Below are 18101 nucleotides of genomic sequence, written 5' to 3' on the forward strand. Positions count from 1 at the left end.
GAAAGCTTATTTGCGTATTTACATAAAGAAGCATTTATGTCTTTACGTAAAAGCATAAATATGTAAAAGAGTAAAACTGTAAATACATATCTACATCAGTACAGTTCTACAACTTCATTTGCTTACAGGGTTACAAATAGCTGTAAATGGGTCTATACTTTTAGCCTTATGCATATAACCAAATAAGTACGAGCAGTTGTAAATGAGTATGTAAATAGCATTATACGAGCAATGAATTACAATTCAGAGAAAAACTAAACTTAAGATCTTTGGAATTTACCGGAAAGGATTGAAATTAGAACTGCCAATACTATTATGTTTTTTTTAAGCCTTATAAAGGTTGATTTTAAAAATTAATTATAAAGCATGAAATACCTTCTAAATAAAAAAAGGGCATCAAGCCCTTTCAATTAAATCTATTGCAATAATATTTTCGAGAGAAAATAGCAAGTTGTGTTCTGAGCTGCTTGAAATACTTTCCGCAGCTCAAAACCACTTGCCCTGCCGGGGGCTGGAAAACACCTCCGAAGTCGGCGTTTATTAGTTATCTCCATAGTTTTCATCTTCCGGCTTTCTTTTTTTATAAGTTCATTATTCAATTAGTTATAAAATCTGGACATACTTTCAGATTCTCAATATCTGATATTCAAAAAAGTTATTCATAGGCTTCTAATAGTATAAATAAGCACTTTTTTTCCGGCAATTAGTATGGAATTTGCCAGCCTTTTATTTGCGTTTACATTTGAGAAGAGTGTAAAATTAATCGCTTTTGATAAATTTTCGGATTGTTTTTCGTAATAATTAGTCGGAGTAATTCATATCATTCTACACCTATTAAAACTGATAAAAAGAGGATCATTAAAAAGAATACCTTATAGATTGTCAATTATAGTATGAATTTAATCCCTTATTGACAAGTCGTTATTCCAAATTGACAACACATTAACAAATTAATTTACAGAACTTTACATTATAAATTTTTAATTACATCGCCATGAAATTTAGCCCACAGCATAAGTATATTTTTATAGAAGTAATTTCCTTTCTATATATCCTGTTATTTGTGTATGCGGCAATAAGTAAATTGCTCGACTTTGAAAATTTTCAGGTTCAATTAGGACAGTCACCGCTGGTTAGTTCCTTTGCAGGAATTGTATCATGGGTTGTACCAATTATAGAACTGCTGATTGCTGGATTACTGCTGTTTTCTTCAACGCGGTTCTTGGCGGTGTGGGCCGCATTGAGCTTAATGGCCATTTTTACCGCATACATTTTTATTATTTTAAATTACAGCCCATTTGTTCCATGTTCCTGTGGGGGAATTTTAGAAAAAATGGGATGGCAGGAGCATTTTATTTTTAATTTTGTTTTCATGATCCTGGCCGCAGCAGGTATTCTGATACTGGCCGGTATGGTGCCACAAGTGCATCTTATTTCAAAACCTGCTGCACTGGCCAGTGCCTTTTCTGTGACTATATTATTTAGCATTGGTCTTGTTGCTTTGCTCTTTATACTATCAGAAGACATAATTCATCACCGCAATAATTTTGTACGGAGATTTCCCAAACACCCCACTACCGGTAAAAAAACAATCCTGCTTCCACACGCAGCCTATTATATTGCCGGTTATGACAAAGGACAGATTTATTTAGGCAATCGGGCTGAACCGCTGGCAGTGACTATTTTTGATACGAGTCTTGTTGAAAAAAAGACAATTCATATCAACCTTCCAAAATATAATTTTCCTTATACTGTACCGCGTCTTGTTGTAAATACCCCCTATTTTTATTTTAGCGACGGGAGCGTGCCCTGCATTTTTATTGGAGATACTGTCTCCTGGAAAGCAGAGCTTAAGATGTATGGAAAAGCATATTTTTCTATCCTAAAGCCAATTGATAATAACAAAGCAGTTATCAGGGCCATAGATTCTAAAACAAAAAACAATACACTGGGACTCTTTACTTTTAATAACAATACAGCATTAAAACTTAACGGCGGGCTGCTGCAGAAACAGGTAGACGGTGTATTTGATACTGACGGATCATTGCTTTATAATTCCCAGCTGGATAAGATAATTTATACGTATGCCTATAGAAATGAATTTCTGATAATTGATTCTAAGATTGGAAGTCATACTTCGGGGCATACCATTGATACGACTTCGCGAGCGCAGGTTTTGGTAGCCAGCATTAAGTCAAAAAACATCAAGACTCTGGCCAGACAGCCTAAACTAGTGAATAAACTCACTGCAACTTTCGGCAATTATCTTTTTGTCAATGCAGCTCTCATTGGAAAATACGAACCTGAAATTATGTGGAAACAGGCTTCTATAATAGATGTATATAATGTAAAGGAAAACACTTATGCATTTAGTTTTTATGTATACAATATAGAGGGTCGGACAATGGATGAATTTGTGGTTTTAAACGACAGGATTGTTTCGCTCAATGGAAGACATCTCACAATTGAAAAATTAAAAACCAATTATTACAAGCCTTTTTACCCATGAAGATAAGATCAGCATTTATGCTTTTAAAATACACTGTACAGTCCAGGGGAAGGTCGAAAACCTGAAAAAGAGTAGACCGTTAACATTAAATTTTAATATTATGAATACTAAAGTTTTAAGACCAGCGCTTTCACTATCAGCAATCGCATTTGCTGTATTTGGGGCCTTTGCATTTTCATCTGTGCCTGAAAAAGGTAAACTGATAGATGTTTATGGGCATAACCCTTTAGAGGATTGTGATGTTACAACAGTAGAATGTAGTACCATACAAAATCCTAATGTTTGTAGAGTTAGTTCTGGAGGACAGCAATTGTTCAATATGAGCAGTCCGACTCAATGTAACGTCGAATTATACAGAAAAATCAATTAACTAATTTTAAAAAAAGCAGGAGGTTTGTAATCTCCTGCTTTAGTAATTATGATTTAAGGAATGCCGTTTGTAAGTGCTTCCTTTTGTTCTTTGAGATAATAGTCAAACCAGTTCCTGGTTTTTATTGTCAGGTCTTTTTGAAGTTCAGGTGTGGCAATAGTATGCGCCTCATTCTCATAAAGAATAAAAACATTCCTTTTTCCAAGTCTTCGAAGTGCCATATGAAATTCAGCGGACTGTGTCCAGAAAATAGTCGGGTCTTTTTTCCCAGCCCAGCTTAGCAGCGGTGTTCTGCAATTTGCTGCATTTGTAAATGGCGCGTCTCGTTCGTAAGCTTTCCAATTTTCAAAAGGTGAAAATGGCATGCGCCCCTGCTGCGATTCAAACCGCCAGGCATTTGAACGCGGTATACCTGCTGAATGCACAAAATAACTGCTTATGGTATTCATAAGTCCCGAACCACAGACGGCTGCAGCAAAAACATCGGTTTGGGTAATGATAAACGATGTCTCATAACCTCCAAAGGAATGGCCTATAATTCCAATATGATTTTCCTGAACAATTCCCATCTTTTTTACAATGTCCACTGCACTAAGCACACAATTAAGGGCGGACCTTCCAGGCTCTCCCATTTGATAATATATGTCCGGCAATAGCACCAGATAGCCATCCAGAAAATAATTAGAAAGCGTAAAACCCATCGGCCCATATTCTGTGGGTATAGAATAATTATTAATTTCCTGGGACTGTCTTTCATAAACATGAACTACCATCGGATATTTCTTTCCCTTTATGTACCCTGCAGGTTTGTAAAGAATCCCCTGAAGATTATTAGCATTTTTATCATTGTAAGTGATCATCTCGGCTATTCCCCATTTGAATTTAGGGGCATGAGAATTGGATTGGAAGAGCACTTTGCTTTTATGCTTTCCTGAAACAGCCATTAATTTTGGGGCATTTGAAGCTGACTGCTGGATGTAGATGTACTGTTCAGCATTTTTTGCTTTTTGTATCCTGCTGTTTCCGAAATTCCCAAACACCAATTTTTCTAATCTGCCATCGGTATTCCATTTATAATAGCCGCTGGATCCATCTCTGCCAACAGCCTGTAAAACCAACCCCTCGGAAAGATCAAATTTTCTGATCATAAATTCATCCTGGCTAGGCTTATTGATAACAGGGTAAAGATTCAGACAAATCCTGTAGGAAATTTTATGTTTTCTGCCATCTGTAATTCTTCTGGCTTGTTTGGATCTGCCGTCAATCATCCAGATATCATACTGATCATAAGCTATAAAATATTTATCATCAGAGGACCAGCCCGGACTGCCATGCGGCGCAGGTCGACCCGCATCATTTTGAATACTATCAGTTATAGAGACTGGGAGATTTTCTGTTAGATTAAGATGCTGCATTTTAGCAATATCGAAAGCCTGCCAATTGCCATTGCGGAAATAATGTATAAAATTTCCAGTGGAAGAGCCACCTATCATTCCAACTGCTGTTGACTGCTTCTCTAAAATCAGATGTTTTGTACCTGTCTTGGTATCTTTCACATACATATCAGCCGGAGCGTAGTACTGGTATTGCGGTTCATATTTGAGCAGATTGTAACACAACGCATGTTTTCGGTCAGCGGTAAGGATTGTTTGTGGATTCTCGATTGTTCCGATCTTCAAAATTTTACCGTGTGAAGGCGTCCACACAGCAATTTTTGGTAAGCGCTTTGGATTTCCAAACATTTTGTCCTGTGTATATTCCAGCGCTGTAGCAGAATCCCATATTTCATAAGCTGTAGTTTTTTGCTCCTGTTCAGGGCTGATATAACTGAAAAATATACCTTTACCGTCTTCTGAAAACCTCAGCGCAGAACTTGCTCCGTATAGGGTTATATTCTCCATCGACAATATCTCAGTTGTCCTGCTGTCAAGAACAGCATTTGTCCCTGATGATACATCATGATAGAATATCCTGTAATTTTTGGCAGTTTGCTGCGGGTTTTTAATCTCTTGAAGAAAAGAAAGAAATTCACCGCTCTTGCTCCAGAATAGTTTTTTAAATCCTGCATCCTCATCCTGTGCAATGGTCTTTTCTATAAATCCATTTTTCGGTTTTAAAAGTCGCACTTCATAACCAGTACTTATAGCCAAAATGCCAGAACTATTGATACTGAACTCTATGACATCATTGAAATTATATTTTTTGCAAGTGGATAATGCAATTATCGTCAAATAATATGATGAATCATTTTTACATAATACAGCCAGAAAATTTTCTTCATTATTGAATTCGTGGCGAATCGCATCCTTGAAATACTGTTTATTACCAGTGATAAGGTCATTCAAAGCTAATCCTTTTTCCGGATCTGAAAATGTGAGCCACCTGCCATCACTGCTAAAACGCGCATCAGAACATTTAGGAAATGACAGTCGCTTGGCAGATTTTATATCCTGTACAAACAAGGTATCTACGCCGTAATCATAATGCAGATTATAAGAAATCCATCTGCCGTCTGGGGATAATGTCTCTGCTTGTATGGAGCTCCATTTTGCATAGTCAGCAGCAGTTACCTGCTGTTTTTGCTTTTGTCCATACAGGGATAACGCTGTAAAAAGCAGCGTCATCCAATATCCGGCTTTGTTGAAAAACGTCCTCATTTTAATAACCTGGATTTTGAGGCAGCAGATTCTGATTCAACAGCAGTTCTGATTGCGGAAGAGGGAGGATCATCTGTGTGTCTTCCCATCCCGGTTTAATTGGACTCAGCACTTCCTTTGCCTTTGCTGTACGTTTCAAATCGAGCCATCGATGTCCCTGTTCTGTAAAAAGTTCAAAACGCCGCTCTTTTGCGATTGCGTCCAATAATTCTGTCTGCGTATCTGCGGCTGTATCTGCAAGACCCGCGCGACGGCGAATTTTATTTAAGTCAGCCTTGGCATCAGATATATGTGACAGATGAGCATTGGCTTCTGCACGAATCAGGTATTGTTCCGCTAATCGAAACAAAATGGTGTATTCCTGCGAAGAGGCGGTGCCTAAAGGCTGTTTGTATTTGTATGATGAATACCAAGAGCCAGTGGCATTTGAAACGGTGCGTACCCACTGAATACGGCGCAGATCAGCAGATTCAAAACTGGCTGTAAATGAAGCAGACAGTGACGGCTTGGAAGGTGGTCCGCTAGAAAAGATAAAGGTACGCGCATCTTTAGTATTAAGCCCGGCCGTTCCTGGATGCAGTGCCCAGATTGTCGCAGTGGACTGGCGCAGAAATTCCTTTGAAATATCATCAAGCCATATGTACTTTGGATTATTAATTACAGCTGTCGCCTTGGCCGCTGCATTGCCCCAGTCTTCACGATAAAGGTATATTCTTGATAGAAAAGCGGAGGCAGATGCTTTGTTTACTCTGACTCTTTCTTGGGAAGGATATTCAACAGTTAATAATTTTTCGGCTTCTGTTACGTCGGCTATAATATTAAGCCACACTTGTTCTTGGGGTGTTTTTAATACTGCTTTATTGGCATTGTAATCAGTAGTTTTAATGTAGGGAACATCACCAAAGAGGTTTACCAGATAAAAATGAAGATATCCACGGATAAACAGTGCTTCACCAGATAATTGAGCCTTCTCATTCTCTTTTAATGACTTTGAATTCTGCAGTCCTTCCAGCATCAGATTCACAGCATAGATTTCACTGTAAGTGCTGTTCCATAATCCTGTTATTAAACTGTTTGATGGTGTAATTGTATGGTTATTGAACTGCATAATTTCGATACTTGCCCCTGTATACTGCATTTCATCAGAGTAGTTTGATAACAGGCTCGACAAGCCGTTCAGCGTGCCCGCAACCATTCCTTCCTCACGAAGACGGGCATAAATGTCAGCCATAGCCGCATCAGCGGTTTTAACATTTTCAAATACAGCGGGGGTCGTCAGCTGTGATTGCGGCGTATCTACTTCGGTAAAACCTTCGCAGGCTGTAAGACTGATAAATACAGCTCCAATGATTATTCTTATGGTATAAAATCTTGTTTTCATGTGATAGTGATTAAATTAAAAGCCAAGCTGAATGCCCATTGTAAACTGGCGCAATGGAGGAAGCGCCGAAGCAGACTGGTTTTCAGGATCAGCTCCACGAAAGTCAGTGATGGTTAATAAATTTTGTCCCTGCAGATATACTTTTCCTGTAAAGGTCTTTGACCAAGCTGATGGTATTGCATAAACAAGAGTCAGACTCTTGAGTCTCACAAAAGATGCATCACTGTATGCTGCATTGCTCTCAATCAGATTATAATGTCCTTCGAGTAATGTACTATTCTGGCCGGTAGTATACTGCTGTGATATAGCAGTGGTTCCGTCCTGCGGGAAGTGATTTCCCATTTCAACAGGCTGATTTACAAATGAGCCGGGTAAGGCTGACGTGTACAGGTAATTCCTGCCGATCTGCTTTACAAACTGGAATAAAAAATCGAAGGACCAATTTTTATAGGTCAACTGGTTACTCAGTCCGCCATAATATTTTGGAGAAGTATCGACAATTGTTTGACGATCATCTTGATAGGTTATCTGCCCATCACCGTTAAAATCCTGAAAAGTGTAGGCACCAGTTTGAGGATCTATACCGGTGTAATTAAAAACTTTCTTTATAAAAAGTGATTCGCCAACCACCAGCTGATTAGCATGCGTTGAACTTTCAAGCCCTGGAAAAGAAACCAGTTTATTTTTTGGTATAGTAAGGTTTACTGTACTTGTCCATGAGAAATCCCTGCCTTTCACATTGTTCGTGCGAAGTTCCAGTTCCACACCGATATTTTCTACAGTCGCATCAAAGTTTGATTGGATAGAAGAAAACCCTGTAGTCCCGGGAAGCGGCACCCCGACCAATTGATTGGATGAGCGATTTCGGAACCAAGCAGCAGAAAGGAAGATATTATCCTTTAAGAATCCGAGTTCCAATGCGACTTCAAGTTTTTTGTTTGTCTCCCAGCCAAAATCAGGATTATACAAACGTGATGGTAAAAGCCCTACAGTCCCATCATACAAATAAGGAGAAACCTTATAGGTATCCAGATACTGGTAATCTCCAATCTGATCATTGCCTGTAATGCCATAACTCCCGCGGAGCTTGCCAAAACTGAGTATGGAATTGTGCTGTTTGAAAATATTTTCATTAGAGAACAGCCAAGCTGCGCCAAGAGCGCCAAAATTGGCGAAACGATTATCGGGGCCAAAACGGCTTGAACCATCGCGACGACCTGTTAGATTCATGATGTATTTTTTATGCCAGTTCATGTTGATTCTCCCAAATAATGCATTGTAATTGTACTGCGTTACCTCATGATTCAGCACAGTCAACGTATTGGCAGCTGCCAAACTATTAATCAGGGCATCACTTGCAAATCCAAATGCAGATTGTGCCAGTCTTGTTGTTTTTTGGCTCTGGAATGTTGTACCTACTAAGAAATTTAGGTCTATGTCGCCCAATTCTTTTTGGTAGTTTAACTGTGGTTCAAAAATATATGATCTTCCAGTACCTGTAGACACAGATAGAGTTGATTCATGTTCACTTGTATCATATGGGCTGTAAATACTTAGTGGGCTAGTTACGTTTTGCGATAGTCTGGTATCGTTATATCCTACGCTGGCCTTAGCCTGAAGACCAGGAAGCAGCTTATAGGACAATACTACATTTGCAATAAGGTTCTGGCTTGTGGTAAGATATGTACCGTTAAGAAATGACAATGGATTGATAAATGTGCCGTCTTCCCAGTTGAGACTTCCATCACTTTTATAAAGCTCCGGTGCATTTGGAGCAAGAATATAAGCCCGCGAGGTTAGATCCCTCCCCGGCAGTGTATTTTTATCCCCTGAGTAAGTGGCTGAAAAATTAAGGCTAAAGCGTTTATCATCGGACTGGTGTGAAACGCTGCTGTTTAGTGAGCCCTTTCCGTAATGAAAATCACCTGGAAATACAGTAGTTTCTTTGTGATAAGTACCGCTTAACAGAAATTGCGTATTTTTATTGCCTCCTGAAATGGATGTTTGAATACTTTGAATGTAGGATGTGCCTCCGATTAATTCCTTCTGCCAGTCTGTATTGCGATTTTGATCCCAAGTGCCATTAATATCGTAAGCACCTTCAGGATATTCAGTGATACCATCATTAGCAAAAGCTTCTGCGCGCATTGCCAGATACTGACTGGTCTGCATTAAATCCATTTTTCTTGCCACTTTGCCAACAGTCGTAAATGCATTTAAATTAAAACGAGTTTCTCCCGATCTTCCTTTTTTTGTTGTGATCAATACTACACCATTTGCTCCGCGAGAACCATAAATTGCTGTTGCATCCGCATCTTTCAATACCTCAATACTTTCTATGTCGGATACATTTAAATTGTTTAATGGATTTGTAACGCCTGAAATAGCAGATGCCGAAACAGTCGGATCTCCTAATGACTGCGATGAATATGGAACTCCGTTTACAATGTACAATGGATCATTGCCGTCTCCACGTATACTGTTAAGACCACGGATCTGAATATTAAAGCCGCCACCCGGAACTCCTGTGTTTTGAGTAATGTTTACTCCAGCCATACGTCCCTGCATTGCCGCTAATGGATTGTTGACAGGCTGTTTTTCAATATCCGCCGCTTTAATTTTGGCAATGCTCCCTGTGCGTTCTTTTTCTTTAACAGAATAATACCCTGTATTGATACGAACTTCCTGAAGAGTAGTAGAATCATACTGGAGCGAAATGACTAGCTTTTTCCTTCCCGCAAGAGGAACTAAAGCCTTTTTAAATCCGATGAATGAAACAACTAAGGTATCATAAGGAGCAGCAGAAATAGAAAACTGCCCGCTGTAATCAGATATCACAGTATTATTGGATTTGTTTTTTACCGCTATTGTAACACCCGGCAAAGGGGAAACTCCATCAGTTACAGTGCCCTCTATTTGATGTTGTTGTAATATTTTATAGAAATGCCCTTTTGAGTTTGCGGCAAAAGAGGATAAGAAAGACATGCAAAGCCAGATAAAAATTAGGCAATAAAGAGCTCTCCCGTCCTTGTAAAATGAAAAATTATTCATAATATTGGATTAGGTTAGTTAAACGTTGGTTTGATTGACTATGGTCCTCTATACTAGTTTGGTCACTGTGGTAGAGGGCCATTTTTTTTTACTATTGAGGCTTAAAGAGCGCATTCAATTTAGATTGACAACTGTATTATTTCATGGGCATAAACTGTTTTATGGAGTGAATAACTATAATAGATTAAAAGAAGTTGTATAATTTTCAATCCTGAAATCCTGCCGAAGCAGTAGAAAATTAAAAGGGTAATAACCCAGCCCTTACTTCGACTAATTCAAGGGTAATACCGCAAAGGCCAGGTATTACAAATACTAAATAAAATCTACACCATATTCAAACCGTTTAAAGGTTAAACAAAAGGCTGCGATTCTTTAATATGGAAGTAAGTTGCTTTGAAAAGTTGAGTTAGGAGAAAAAAAAGGCGCGGAACTCAGCTTATCGAACAGAGGTACTGGCGGCACCAACCACAATAAGTGAGCCCACGCCAATGACGTGAGCATCTTACTTATCCTCTCGTGGTTTAAAAAACGCCAGTTTTCTGTTCGAGATTCAAAGCGAATGCTTCAAATATTTTAATTGAAGAGTCGCAAAATTAATAAAATCCTATTTAAAATTTCTTTAAATAATTTTTTAGAGTTCAAATATATAAAAAAAATCACGAAATTGTCAAATTTGACAATTTTTATTATTCTAATTGTTTCAATTTCACTTCATGAAGGAAATTAGAAAAAAATATTATATAGCATTTGGTCAGAATTTACAAAAGGTAATGGATAACAATAAAAAAGATGTTATGACTGTTGCTTCTGTAGGTAAGATTGAACTTAAGCAGGTATATAGAGTTCTAAACGGTGAACATGGAGCATCTTTAGGTACGATAATTTCAATAGCCAAGGGGCTAGATATTGAGCCTAAAGAATTATTTGATTTCAAGTTTGATTTAGAAAGTGAATAAAAAGATGCTTAGGCATCTTTTTTTATATCCAATAAAAACTAAAAACGGGTATTTGTACGGTAGTTTTTAAAGCACTAAAAGAATTATTTTACAACTTTTTATGATTGGGTTATGGAAATCCGTAAAATATAGAATGAATGATTTTGTAAGTTTGATAAAATAAAAGAGAAATAACATTAAACTAAAAAAATCAACGAACTGCTAACACAAGCTACAAGCAAGTTGTATAGGTTTAATAGAAAGCTGGTTTTGTAATTAAATGATTTCGCAAAACCGAAAACAAGACTTGATTTAATCAAAAAGTCACTAATTACCAATATATTATAAATAATATTTCACACACATTATGGCAAAAACAGTCGATACGGCTTTCAGTGTTTTTAATATAGAAACAGTAAATTTAAATTCTGACAGGACTACCAAAGCTAATTCTAGTCGTGATTGGTTATGGGGGCAACTAAATACACTAGACGGAAAGACAAACCTTGACTTTCCTTTTAAATATGAAGCTAAGCATATTAAATATGGCTCATTTGCACGAAAGACAAAAATTAGAGAATTGGACGATATAGATATTATGTTCTGTTTAATCTCAAATGGTGCAACATACCTAAAATCTGGTGAAATTTATTATATACAAACTCCAAATGCGGGTGAAAGATTAAAAAAACTATCTGACGATGATATTTTAAATTCTCGTAAAGTAGTAAACAAATTCAAAAATTCACTTACTCAAATAGAGCATTATAAATCCGCAGAAATACATTCTAGAGGTGAAGCTGCAACCTTAAATCTGCAATCATATGAATGGGTATTTGATATTGTTCCTTGCTTTTATACGGATACAGAACTATACTTAATTCCTGACGGAAATGGAAATTGGAAATCAACTGATCCTAGAATTGATCAAAATTTAGTTACTTCTACTAACCAAAAATATGATGGAAAGGCTTTACAGTTAATAAGGACTTTAAAATACTGGAATAGACACAACTCTTCACATACAATTGGTTCTTATTTGTATGAACAAATCGTATTAAACTTTATTAATTCAAGATTTGAACTCTCTCAATGGATTGATTTTAATTTACGTGATTTCTTCAATTACTTATCAATAAACATTTATTATATTGTAAATGACCCTAAAGGTATACAAGGAAATTTAAACAGTTTAACTTATGAACAACAAAAATCAATATCTGACAAAGCAACTTGGGCTTATAACAAAGCTATAGAAGGTATAAATGCTGAAACACAAGAAAAAGATCAAGAAAAAGCAATAAACAGATGGCGAGAAATATTTGGAAATAAATTCCCAACTTATGAATAAAGGTAAAGATATATTTGATAGACAAAATTTAGATATAAATATTGATAAACTTCTTGCTCAAAGGAGATTATATTCAAACGCAAAAAAAGTAAATTACATTCTGATTTCACTCACTGTATTTATACCCATAATTATTTCATTAATAGTTAACTTTACAATAATAAAAATTAATGATAAAAATTGGATATATGTTTTATATACAGTCGTAGCAATTGTTCTAGAGAAAATTTTTGAAATTTACATTGATAGGTGTAAAAAAACTGCGGCATCAATTCAAGAAGATTTTGATACAACAATTTTCCCCATTTCTGAAAACGAATTACTTAATACAACTTATGTTGATTCTGACATAATTAGAAAGTACTCAAAAAAGGATAAAAATATTCCCAGAAAAGTAAATAAGGTTACAAATTGGTATTCAAAAGAAATTGAAAATATTGATACCAATATTGCCATTTTATTTTGTCAAAGAATGAATATTTGTTATGACCAGAATATAAAAAAGAAATATAATATACTTCTTATTATATTATCATTTTTCACATTTCTTATTTTATTGGGATTTTCTCTTTTTAACAATTTTTCATTAATGAAGTTTATGATAGAGGTAATTTTACCTTCAATTCCAATATTTACTTTTACATATAAAGAATTTAATACAAACTTAGAGTCAGTAGATAATCTTCAAAAGTTAAGGGAAATTATAGAACAAAATTTGAATTCAATATCAATTAACGATTCTATTGATGTTGAAGAACTTCGTAGAATACAAGATAGGATTTATCAAAATAGAATATTAAGTCCTTTAATTCCCGATTTCATTTATAGTTTTTTATGGAGCGAATTAGAAGACCAAATGAACTACTCTGTAAAAACTAAAATAGAAGAAATCAGCTGAAAAATCTGCATTTAACAGCAGTTTTAAAAAATTGGGGCGAGGGATTAATTTAAAGTTTGTTTTGGACATTCCCCTGCTTTGTATCAGACTAATTTTTGTTTATCAGAAGATTAGACTTACTTAATTGCAACCTGCCTACAGCGTGATAAAATTAGCTGTTATTTAAAAAAAATAGAATAAATATATAATTATGGAAACAATTAGAGTTAACGTTTTACCGCAAAATGAAATAAGAATAATAAAAGAAATTATTATAGTTTCTGATCACGAAAATAGAGATACGTCCTTAGGCAGTATTTTCTATGAACGTGATTTTAGTTCTCAATATAAAATGGAAGAAATTGAAGAAGAAAACAGAGATTTTACTTATTATCTTAATTATCCAAAACAAGATTATTTTCCAATTGACGATTTAGACGGAATAATTTTACAGTCTATAAAAAATAGTTTTCCAAAATCAATTATTAGAAATTTCGTCCATTTCTCTACTGCTGATGTTCAGAGACTAAAGAATCTTAGAAATCGTCCGATGGAGAAAACTACTATTATGTTTTCACCTTTATTAATTTCCCAAAACTATCAAGCACTTTCAAATAGTCGTCAACAGTTTCATCATGCAGAAATCAATATTTATCGAGACTCTAAAAAAGAAGATATTGAAAACCTTGCTTTCTTTGGAATTTACGACTTAAATGATAGCGCTATTCTATCCAGACTAAGAGACATAAATTTCATATAGAAACAACAGCTAATCATTGCTACAAGAGATTTAGACAATAACCTTAATGGTAAGTTGGTTTTGTTACAAATTTGCCCATAATTTAGGAATGAAACAGTTCAATAAATATGAATACAAATACAATAATAAATCCACGGTTAAAAAGTATAGCCGAATTTTTGGATGGTAGCCATCATTTTATCATTCCTTCTTATCAAAGAGGATATAGGTGGGAAGAAAGACAAATTATAGATCTGCTAAACGATATTTACGAATTTCAGGAAGATATAAAGAAGAAAACAGACAATAAAATTGGAGAGTTTTATTGTCTTCAGCCAATAGTTGTGTTGAAGAAAGCAGATAATAAATGGGAAGTTATTGACGGGCAGCAAAGATTAACGACCATTTTAATTTTATTATCTTCTTTAAGAGATGCCCTGCGCCTGTTAAAACTTCCAACTTCACTTTTTACTCTTGAATACGAAACAAGAGAAAAAGAGGAATTTAGCAGCAAAGAATTTTTAGAAAATATAACTTCGGTTACTTCTATTGACAAGACCAATATTGATTTTTATCGAATGAGTGATGCATTTCTAATAATCAAGAAATGGTTGGAAAATGATGATTTAAATATCGGCGAATTCTGCAATACTTTACTAAAAACAGATTTTGAAGATTTATTTGACAGAGCAAATAACATAAGGTTTATCTGGTATGAAATAGACCCTGACGGAGATGCGCCAAATATAGCTTTTGCAAAATATAATCAAGGTAAAATAGATTTGACCAACGGAGAACTAATTAAGGCCATTTTTTATTTATCCGATCAGTCGATGAATGACAGAGAGAAGAAGAAATATCAATTGAAAATAGGCTATGAATGGGATGATATGGAAAACACACTGAGAAAGAAAGATTTTTGGAGGTTTATTAATCCAACTAAATTCTACACTAACCACATTGAATTTATTTTTGAGTTAGTTGCTGATAAATATACTGATAAGACAGATTTAAATCTCAATAAAAATATTGACAAGTTATGGTCCTTTTATGTATTCAATGAGTTAATAACAAAAAACATTGTAATATATGATGAGAGATATAGTAACACCAGGGATTTCCTCTGGGACGAGATAAAGACATATTACAGAACTTTTGTAGAATGGTTTAATGACAATTGTTATTTTCATTTAATTGGTTTTCTGATCCAAACAGGCAGAAATGTTGAAGTAATAAAAAATCTGACTGAAAGCCATACAAAATCAGAAATGGAAAAACAATTACAACTGCTTATTCAGAATCATTTCAATGAAATTGATTTAGAACAAATAGGCTATGATGACAATCCAAAAAAGGCTAAGGAGCTGTTATTACTCTTTAATGTGATTTCTACAATGAAAAGCGGCTACAACCGTTTTTCATTTTATCTTTTCTCAAAGGGAAAATGGAGTCTGGAGCACATCCATGCACAACAGTCTGAAGAATTGAAAAGTGAAAAACAAAAAAGATATCTATTAGCTGAACAAAAACAATATTTTTTGACTCATAAAAAATTAGATTTTGCATCAAAAATCGAAGAGTTGCTGGTAATGACAAAAATTAATCAAGAGCGGTTTGATTTGCTTCAAATCGAAATTTTTAGTGTATATTCAGATACTACAACGATACATTCCATTAAAAACTTGGCCTTACTTACAGTTCCAGATAATTCATGTTTGAATAATAACATTTTTCCAATTAAAAGAGATCTGATAAAAAATCTCGATGAAAGAGGTTCTTTTATACCAATATGTACTAAGAATGTTTTTCTCAAATATTATTCTGCAGGTGTGGAACAAAACGTCAAATGGGATAAGCAAGATATGGAAGCTTATATCAGTGAAATTAAAAATGTCTTATCAAATTATATAAAAATTAAAGAAAATGATTACGAAGGAATATAGTTTTTGGAATTTGATAAGCACTTATAAAATTGAGATCCCTGCCATACAGCGTGATTATGCACAAGGACGTAAAGGTGAAAGTAGGATTGCTAATGCTCTTATTACCGATTTGCATGATGTTTTGAATAAGACAGAAAGTAAGAAAATAAATCTGCATTTTGTATATGGCAAAACAGACAATGATCATTTGATTCCTTTAGACGGGCAACAAAGATTGACAACATTATTTTTGTTACATTGGTTTCTTTCAATTGGTAAGTTATCTGAATCGGCTAAAAAGACACTAGCTAAATTTTCATATGAAACAAGACCAAGTTCGGAAGATTTTTGTCTTAAGTTGGTAAAAGAAAGTCTGCAATATGAAAAGGATTTACTGATAAGCGAACAGCTAGAGAATGCGAAATGGTTTTTCCTGTCATGGAAAAATGATCCTACAATTTCAGCAATGCTCAATATGCTTAATATCATCCAGAGCCAATTTAAGCATCCAGATGAAAATTTGTTTAATTTGCTAATTGGAGAAAACAGCCCGGTTCAATTTCACTTCTTACCTCTGGAAAAATTTAAACTAGACGACAAAATATATGTTAAAATGAACTCAAGAGGAAAACCCTTAACAGAGTTTGAAAATTTTAAAGCTAATTTTTCTACTTTATTTGACAATGAAAATAAGTCCAAACTAGATAATGAATGGTTAGATATTTTTTGGAAATATGAAAAAGGGAAAAGAACAATTAATATTAAAGAAGTTGATGATAAATATCTAAATTTTATTATAAATTCCAGTTTTAATTTTTACGCTGAGATTACAGATGTTGATAAAAAAATTAAAGACAACTTTAATATATTTGACGAGTATAAAAATATCTATCAACAAACTCCTGAGTATTTAAATAACATAACACTTGTACTTGATGCACTGACGACTTTCTCGGATGATAAAAAATATTTTGATAGGGTTTTGGAAGACGATCCCGACTACTGGGAAAGACTTAGATTTTATGCAGTTATGCAGTTTTTTATTAAAAAAGGCAATCTGGATGATTTAAATACGGAGCTCTATAAAAAGTGGATGAGAGTCTGCGTAAATCTCATAAACAATACGCTTGTGCAAAGTCCTGATGCTTTTTACAAAGCAGTTCGTTCAATCAAGAAACTAAGTGATAATATTGATGGGCTATATGAATATCTTTCACAATCAGATAGCCGAATTGAAAGCTTTTTGCAGAAGCAAATTGATGAAGAAAAAATTAAAGCAGCATTAATATTGCAGACCGGAAATTGGAAAACAGAAATTCTTAAAATTGAAAGTCATAATTATTTTTCAGGGCAGATTGGTTTTATTTTGGACTTTTCAAAGAAAAATGAAATATATGATTTTGAATTGTTTAAAGATTATTCCTTAAAACTTGCAACTCTTTTCAGTAATGAGTTCAAAGAAAAGAAAAACTCCATCTTCCAAAGAGCTTTGTTGGCTTTTGGAGATTATTTGGTTCCAATAAACTATTGTAGAACATTCTGCTCTTTTAATTCCGGTTTAAGGGAAAAAATGGATAATTGGCGAAAAGTTTTTGATGATGGAGACAAAAAAATAATCTTGAAAAATTTATTAGATGCCATTAGTATAGATACTATTGATAAAGACATGAAAAATATTATTGAAAATTATTCTGAAAGTGATTGGAAAAGTTTGATTATTAAGAATAATGGGATTTTAGAATATTGTGATAAATACAGAATAGCGGAATGGGAAAATAAGATTGCATTATCTAGAAGCTCTGCTGATAATTGGAGAAGACATGCTGATTTATATTCTTATACTTTATTCCTAAAACTAAGGAAAGAATTAAAAAAGGTAGATTATCGTGACAGTTCAGATGATGTGCCGTGGATTTTAATAAATTGGAAAGACAAATATTACTACATACAAAAAGAAGATAATGGTTTTTCGTTTGGTCATTGTAAAGGAAATGATGATCAAGATGGGCTAGTGGAAATGAAAGAGTATGCTGAAAAAATAATTGTTGCGAATAATCTGCAAAGACAGCCATAATCTAATCTACTTATTTTGTATTAAAACATTTAACATGCTTTTTAATTATATAATGATCTAAAAAAAGCGATTAGAACTCAAAATTCCTTAATTATAATCTAATGATTAGTTTACAGTTCTTGAGTTTACGATTTATTTATAAAGATATAATTACGGATTTCCGTATAATTATTTATTATAAATATCTAAATTTTGCAATTAATTTCGAAATAAAAAAACTGAATTTATATCGTTA

11 protein-coding genes are annotated in these 18101 nt (G+C 34.4%); 8 read left to right on the top strand and 3 right to left on the bottom strand.

What is annotated here, in order from left to right; translation table 11 throughout:
- Positions 1-994: 994 nt before the first annotated feature.
- Both M4I44_RS10655 and M4I44_RS10660 read left to right on the top strand, forming a co-directional pair.
- Complete coding sequence (locus tag M4I44_RS10655; RefSeq protein ID WP_249967275.1) at positions 995-2509, top strand: DoxX family protein; 1515 nt, start codon at positions 995-997, stop codon at positions 2507-2509.
- 100 nt (positions 2510-2609) lie between these two features.
- Complete coding sequence (locus M4I44_RS10660) at positions 2610-2879, top strand: hypothetical protein (RefSeq protein ID WP_249967276.1); 270 nt, start codon at positions 2610-2612, stop codon at positions 2877-2879.
- A gap of 53 nt (positions 2880-2932) precedes the next feature.
- On the opposite strand, the gene M4I44_RS10665 is transcribed toward M4I44_RS10660, so the two are convergent.
- Genes M4I44_RS10665 through M4I44_RS10675 form a run of 3 tightly spaced genes read right to left on the bottom strand, consistent with a single transcriptional unit; the run spans position 2933 to position 9902 of the window.
- Positions 2933-5536 carry a prolyl oligopeptidase family serine peptidase gene (locus M4I44_RS10665; RefSeq protein ID WP_249967277.1) on the bottom strand — a complete coding sequence of 868 codons (2604 nt, stop codon included), beginning with the start codon at positions 5534-5536 and terminating at the stop codon, positions 2933-2935.
- 1 nt (position 5537) lies between these two features.
- A complete protein-coding gene (locus M4I44_RS10670) occupies positions 5538-6917 on the bottom strand; it encodes a RagB/SusD family nutrient uptake outer membrane protein (RefSeq protein ID WP_249967278.1) in 1380 nt (459 codons plus the stop codon).
- A 15-nt stretch (positions 6918-6932) separates the two neighbouring features.
- Positions 6933-9902 (bottom strand): SusC/RagA family TonB-linked outer membrane protein, encoded by a 2970-nt coding sequence (locus tag M4I44_RS10675; RefSeq protein WP_249967279.1) that lies wholly within the window; start codon positions 9900-9902, stop codon positions 6933-6935.
- Positions 9903-10681: 779 nt separating this feature from the next.
- On the opposite strand from M4I44_RS10675, the gene M4I44_RS10680 reads away from it, so the two are divergent.
- The 6 genes from M4I44_RS10680 (at position 10682) to M4I44_RS10705 (ending at position 17866) form a co-directional block, all read left to right on the top strand.
- The gene (locus tag M4I44_RS10680; protein WP_249967280.1) at positions 10682-10924 is read left to right on the top strand and encodes a helix-turn-helix domain-containing protein; all 243 of its coding nucleotides are present in this window, start codon (positions 10682-10684) and stop codon (positions 10922-10924) included.
- Positions 10925-11270: 346 nt separating this feature from the next.
- Positions 11271-12254, top strand: coding sequence for a hypothetical protein (locus M4I44_RS10685; RefSeq protein WP_249967281.1), 984 nt, complete (start codon positions 11271-11273; stop codon positions 12252-12254).
- Positions 12247-13152 carry an S-4TM family putative pore-forming effector gene (locus M4I44_RS10690; protein ID WP_249967282.1) on the top strand — a complete coding sequence of 302 codons (906 nt, stop codon included), beginning with the start codon at positions 12247-12249 and terminating at the stop codon, positions 13150-13152. The genes M4I44_RS10685 and M4I44_RS10690 overlap by 8 nt, the downstream gene beginning before the upstream one ends.
- Positions 13153-13342: 190 nt before the next feature.
- On the top strand, positions 13343-13891 hold the full coding sequence (locus M4I44_RS10695; RefSeq protein WP_249967283.1) for a hypothetical protein: 549 nt from the start codon (positions 13343-13345) through the stop codon (positions 13889-13891).
- A 107-nt stretch (positions 13892-13998) separates the two neighbouring features.
- A complete protein-coding gene (locus M4I44_RS10700; RefSeq protein WP_249967284.1) occupies positions 13999-15813 on the top strand; it encodes a DUF262 domain-containing protein in 1815 nt (604 codons plus the stop codon).
- Positions 15794-17866 (top strand): DUF262 domain-containing protein, encoded by a 2073-nt coding sequence (locus M4I44_RS10705; protein ID WP_249967285.1) that lies wholly within the window; start codon positions 15794-15796, stop codon positions 17864-17866. Before M4I44_RS10700 ends, M4I44_RS10705 begins: the two co-directional genes overlap by 20 nt.
- Positions 17867-18101 lie beyond the last annotated feature (235 nt).

The organism is Flavobacterium sp. B183 (genome assembly GCF_023539155.1).
Taxonomy (GTDB): Bacteria; Bacteroidota; Bacteroidia; order Flavobacteriales; family Flavobacteriaceae; genus Flavobacterium; species Flavobacterium tructae.

What these genes read in the sequence shown, in the direction of transcription:
- M4I44_RS10685 (WP_249967281.1), top strand. Translation starts at nt 11,271, where the DNA reads ATGGCAAAAACAGTCGATACGGCTTTCAGTGTTTTTAATATAGAAACA.
- M4I44_RS10705 (WP_249967285.1), top strand. Translation starts at nt 15,794, where the DNA reads ATGATTACGAAGGAATATAGTTTTTGGAATTTGATAAGCACTTATAAA.
- M4I44_RS10660 (WP_249967276.1), top strand. Translation starts at nt 2,610, where the DNA reads ATGAATACTAAAGTTTTAAGACCAGCGCTTTCACTATCAGCAATCGCA.
- M4I44_RS10675 (WP_249967279.1), bottom strand. Translation starts at nt 9,902, where the DNA reads ATGTCTTTCTTATCCTCTTTTGCCGCAAACTCAAAAGGGCATTTCTAT.
- M4I44_RS10670 (WP_249967278.1), bottom strand. Translation starts at nt 6,917, where the DNA reads ATGAAAACAAGATTTTATACCATAAGAATAATCATTGGAGCTGTATTT.
- M4I44_RS10700 (WP_249967284.1), top strand. Translation starts at nt 13,999, where the DNA reads ATGAATACAAATACAATAATAAATCCACGGTTAAAAAGTATAGCCGAA.
- M4I44_RS10665 (WP_249967277.1), bottom strand. Translation starts at nt 5,536, where the DNA reads ATGAGGACGTTTTTCAACAAAGCCGGATATTGGATGACGCTGCTTTTT.
- M4I44_RS10695 (WP_249967283.1), top strand. Translation starts at nt 13,343, where the DNA reads ATGGAAACAATTAGAGTTAACGTTTTACCGCAAAATGAAATAAGAATA.
- M4I44_RS10655 (WP_249967275.1), top strand. Translation starts at nt 995, where the DNA reads ATGAAATTTAGCCCACAGCATAAGTATATTTTTATAGAAGTAATTTCC.
- M4I44_RS10690 (WP_249967282.1), top strand. Translation starts at nt 12,247, where the DNA reads ATGAATAAAGGTAAAGATATATTTGATAGACAAAATTTAGATATAAAT.
- M4I44_RS10680 (WP_249967280.1), top strand. Translation starts at nt 10,682, where the DNA reads ATGAAGGAAATTAGAAAAAAATATTATATAGCATTTGGTCAGAATTTA.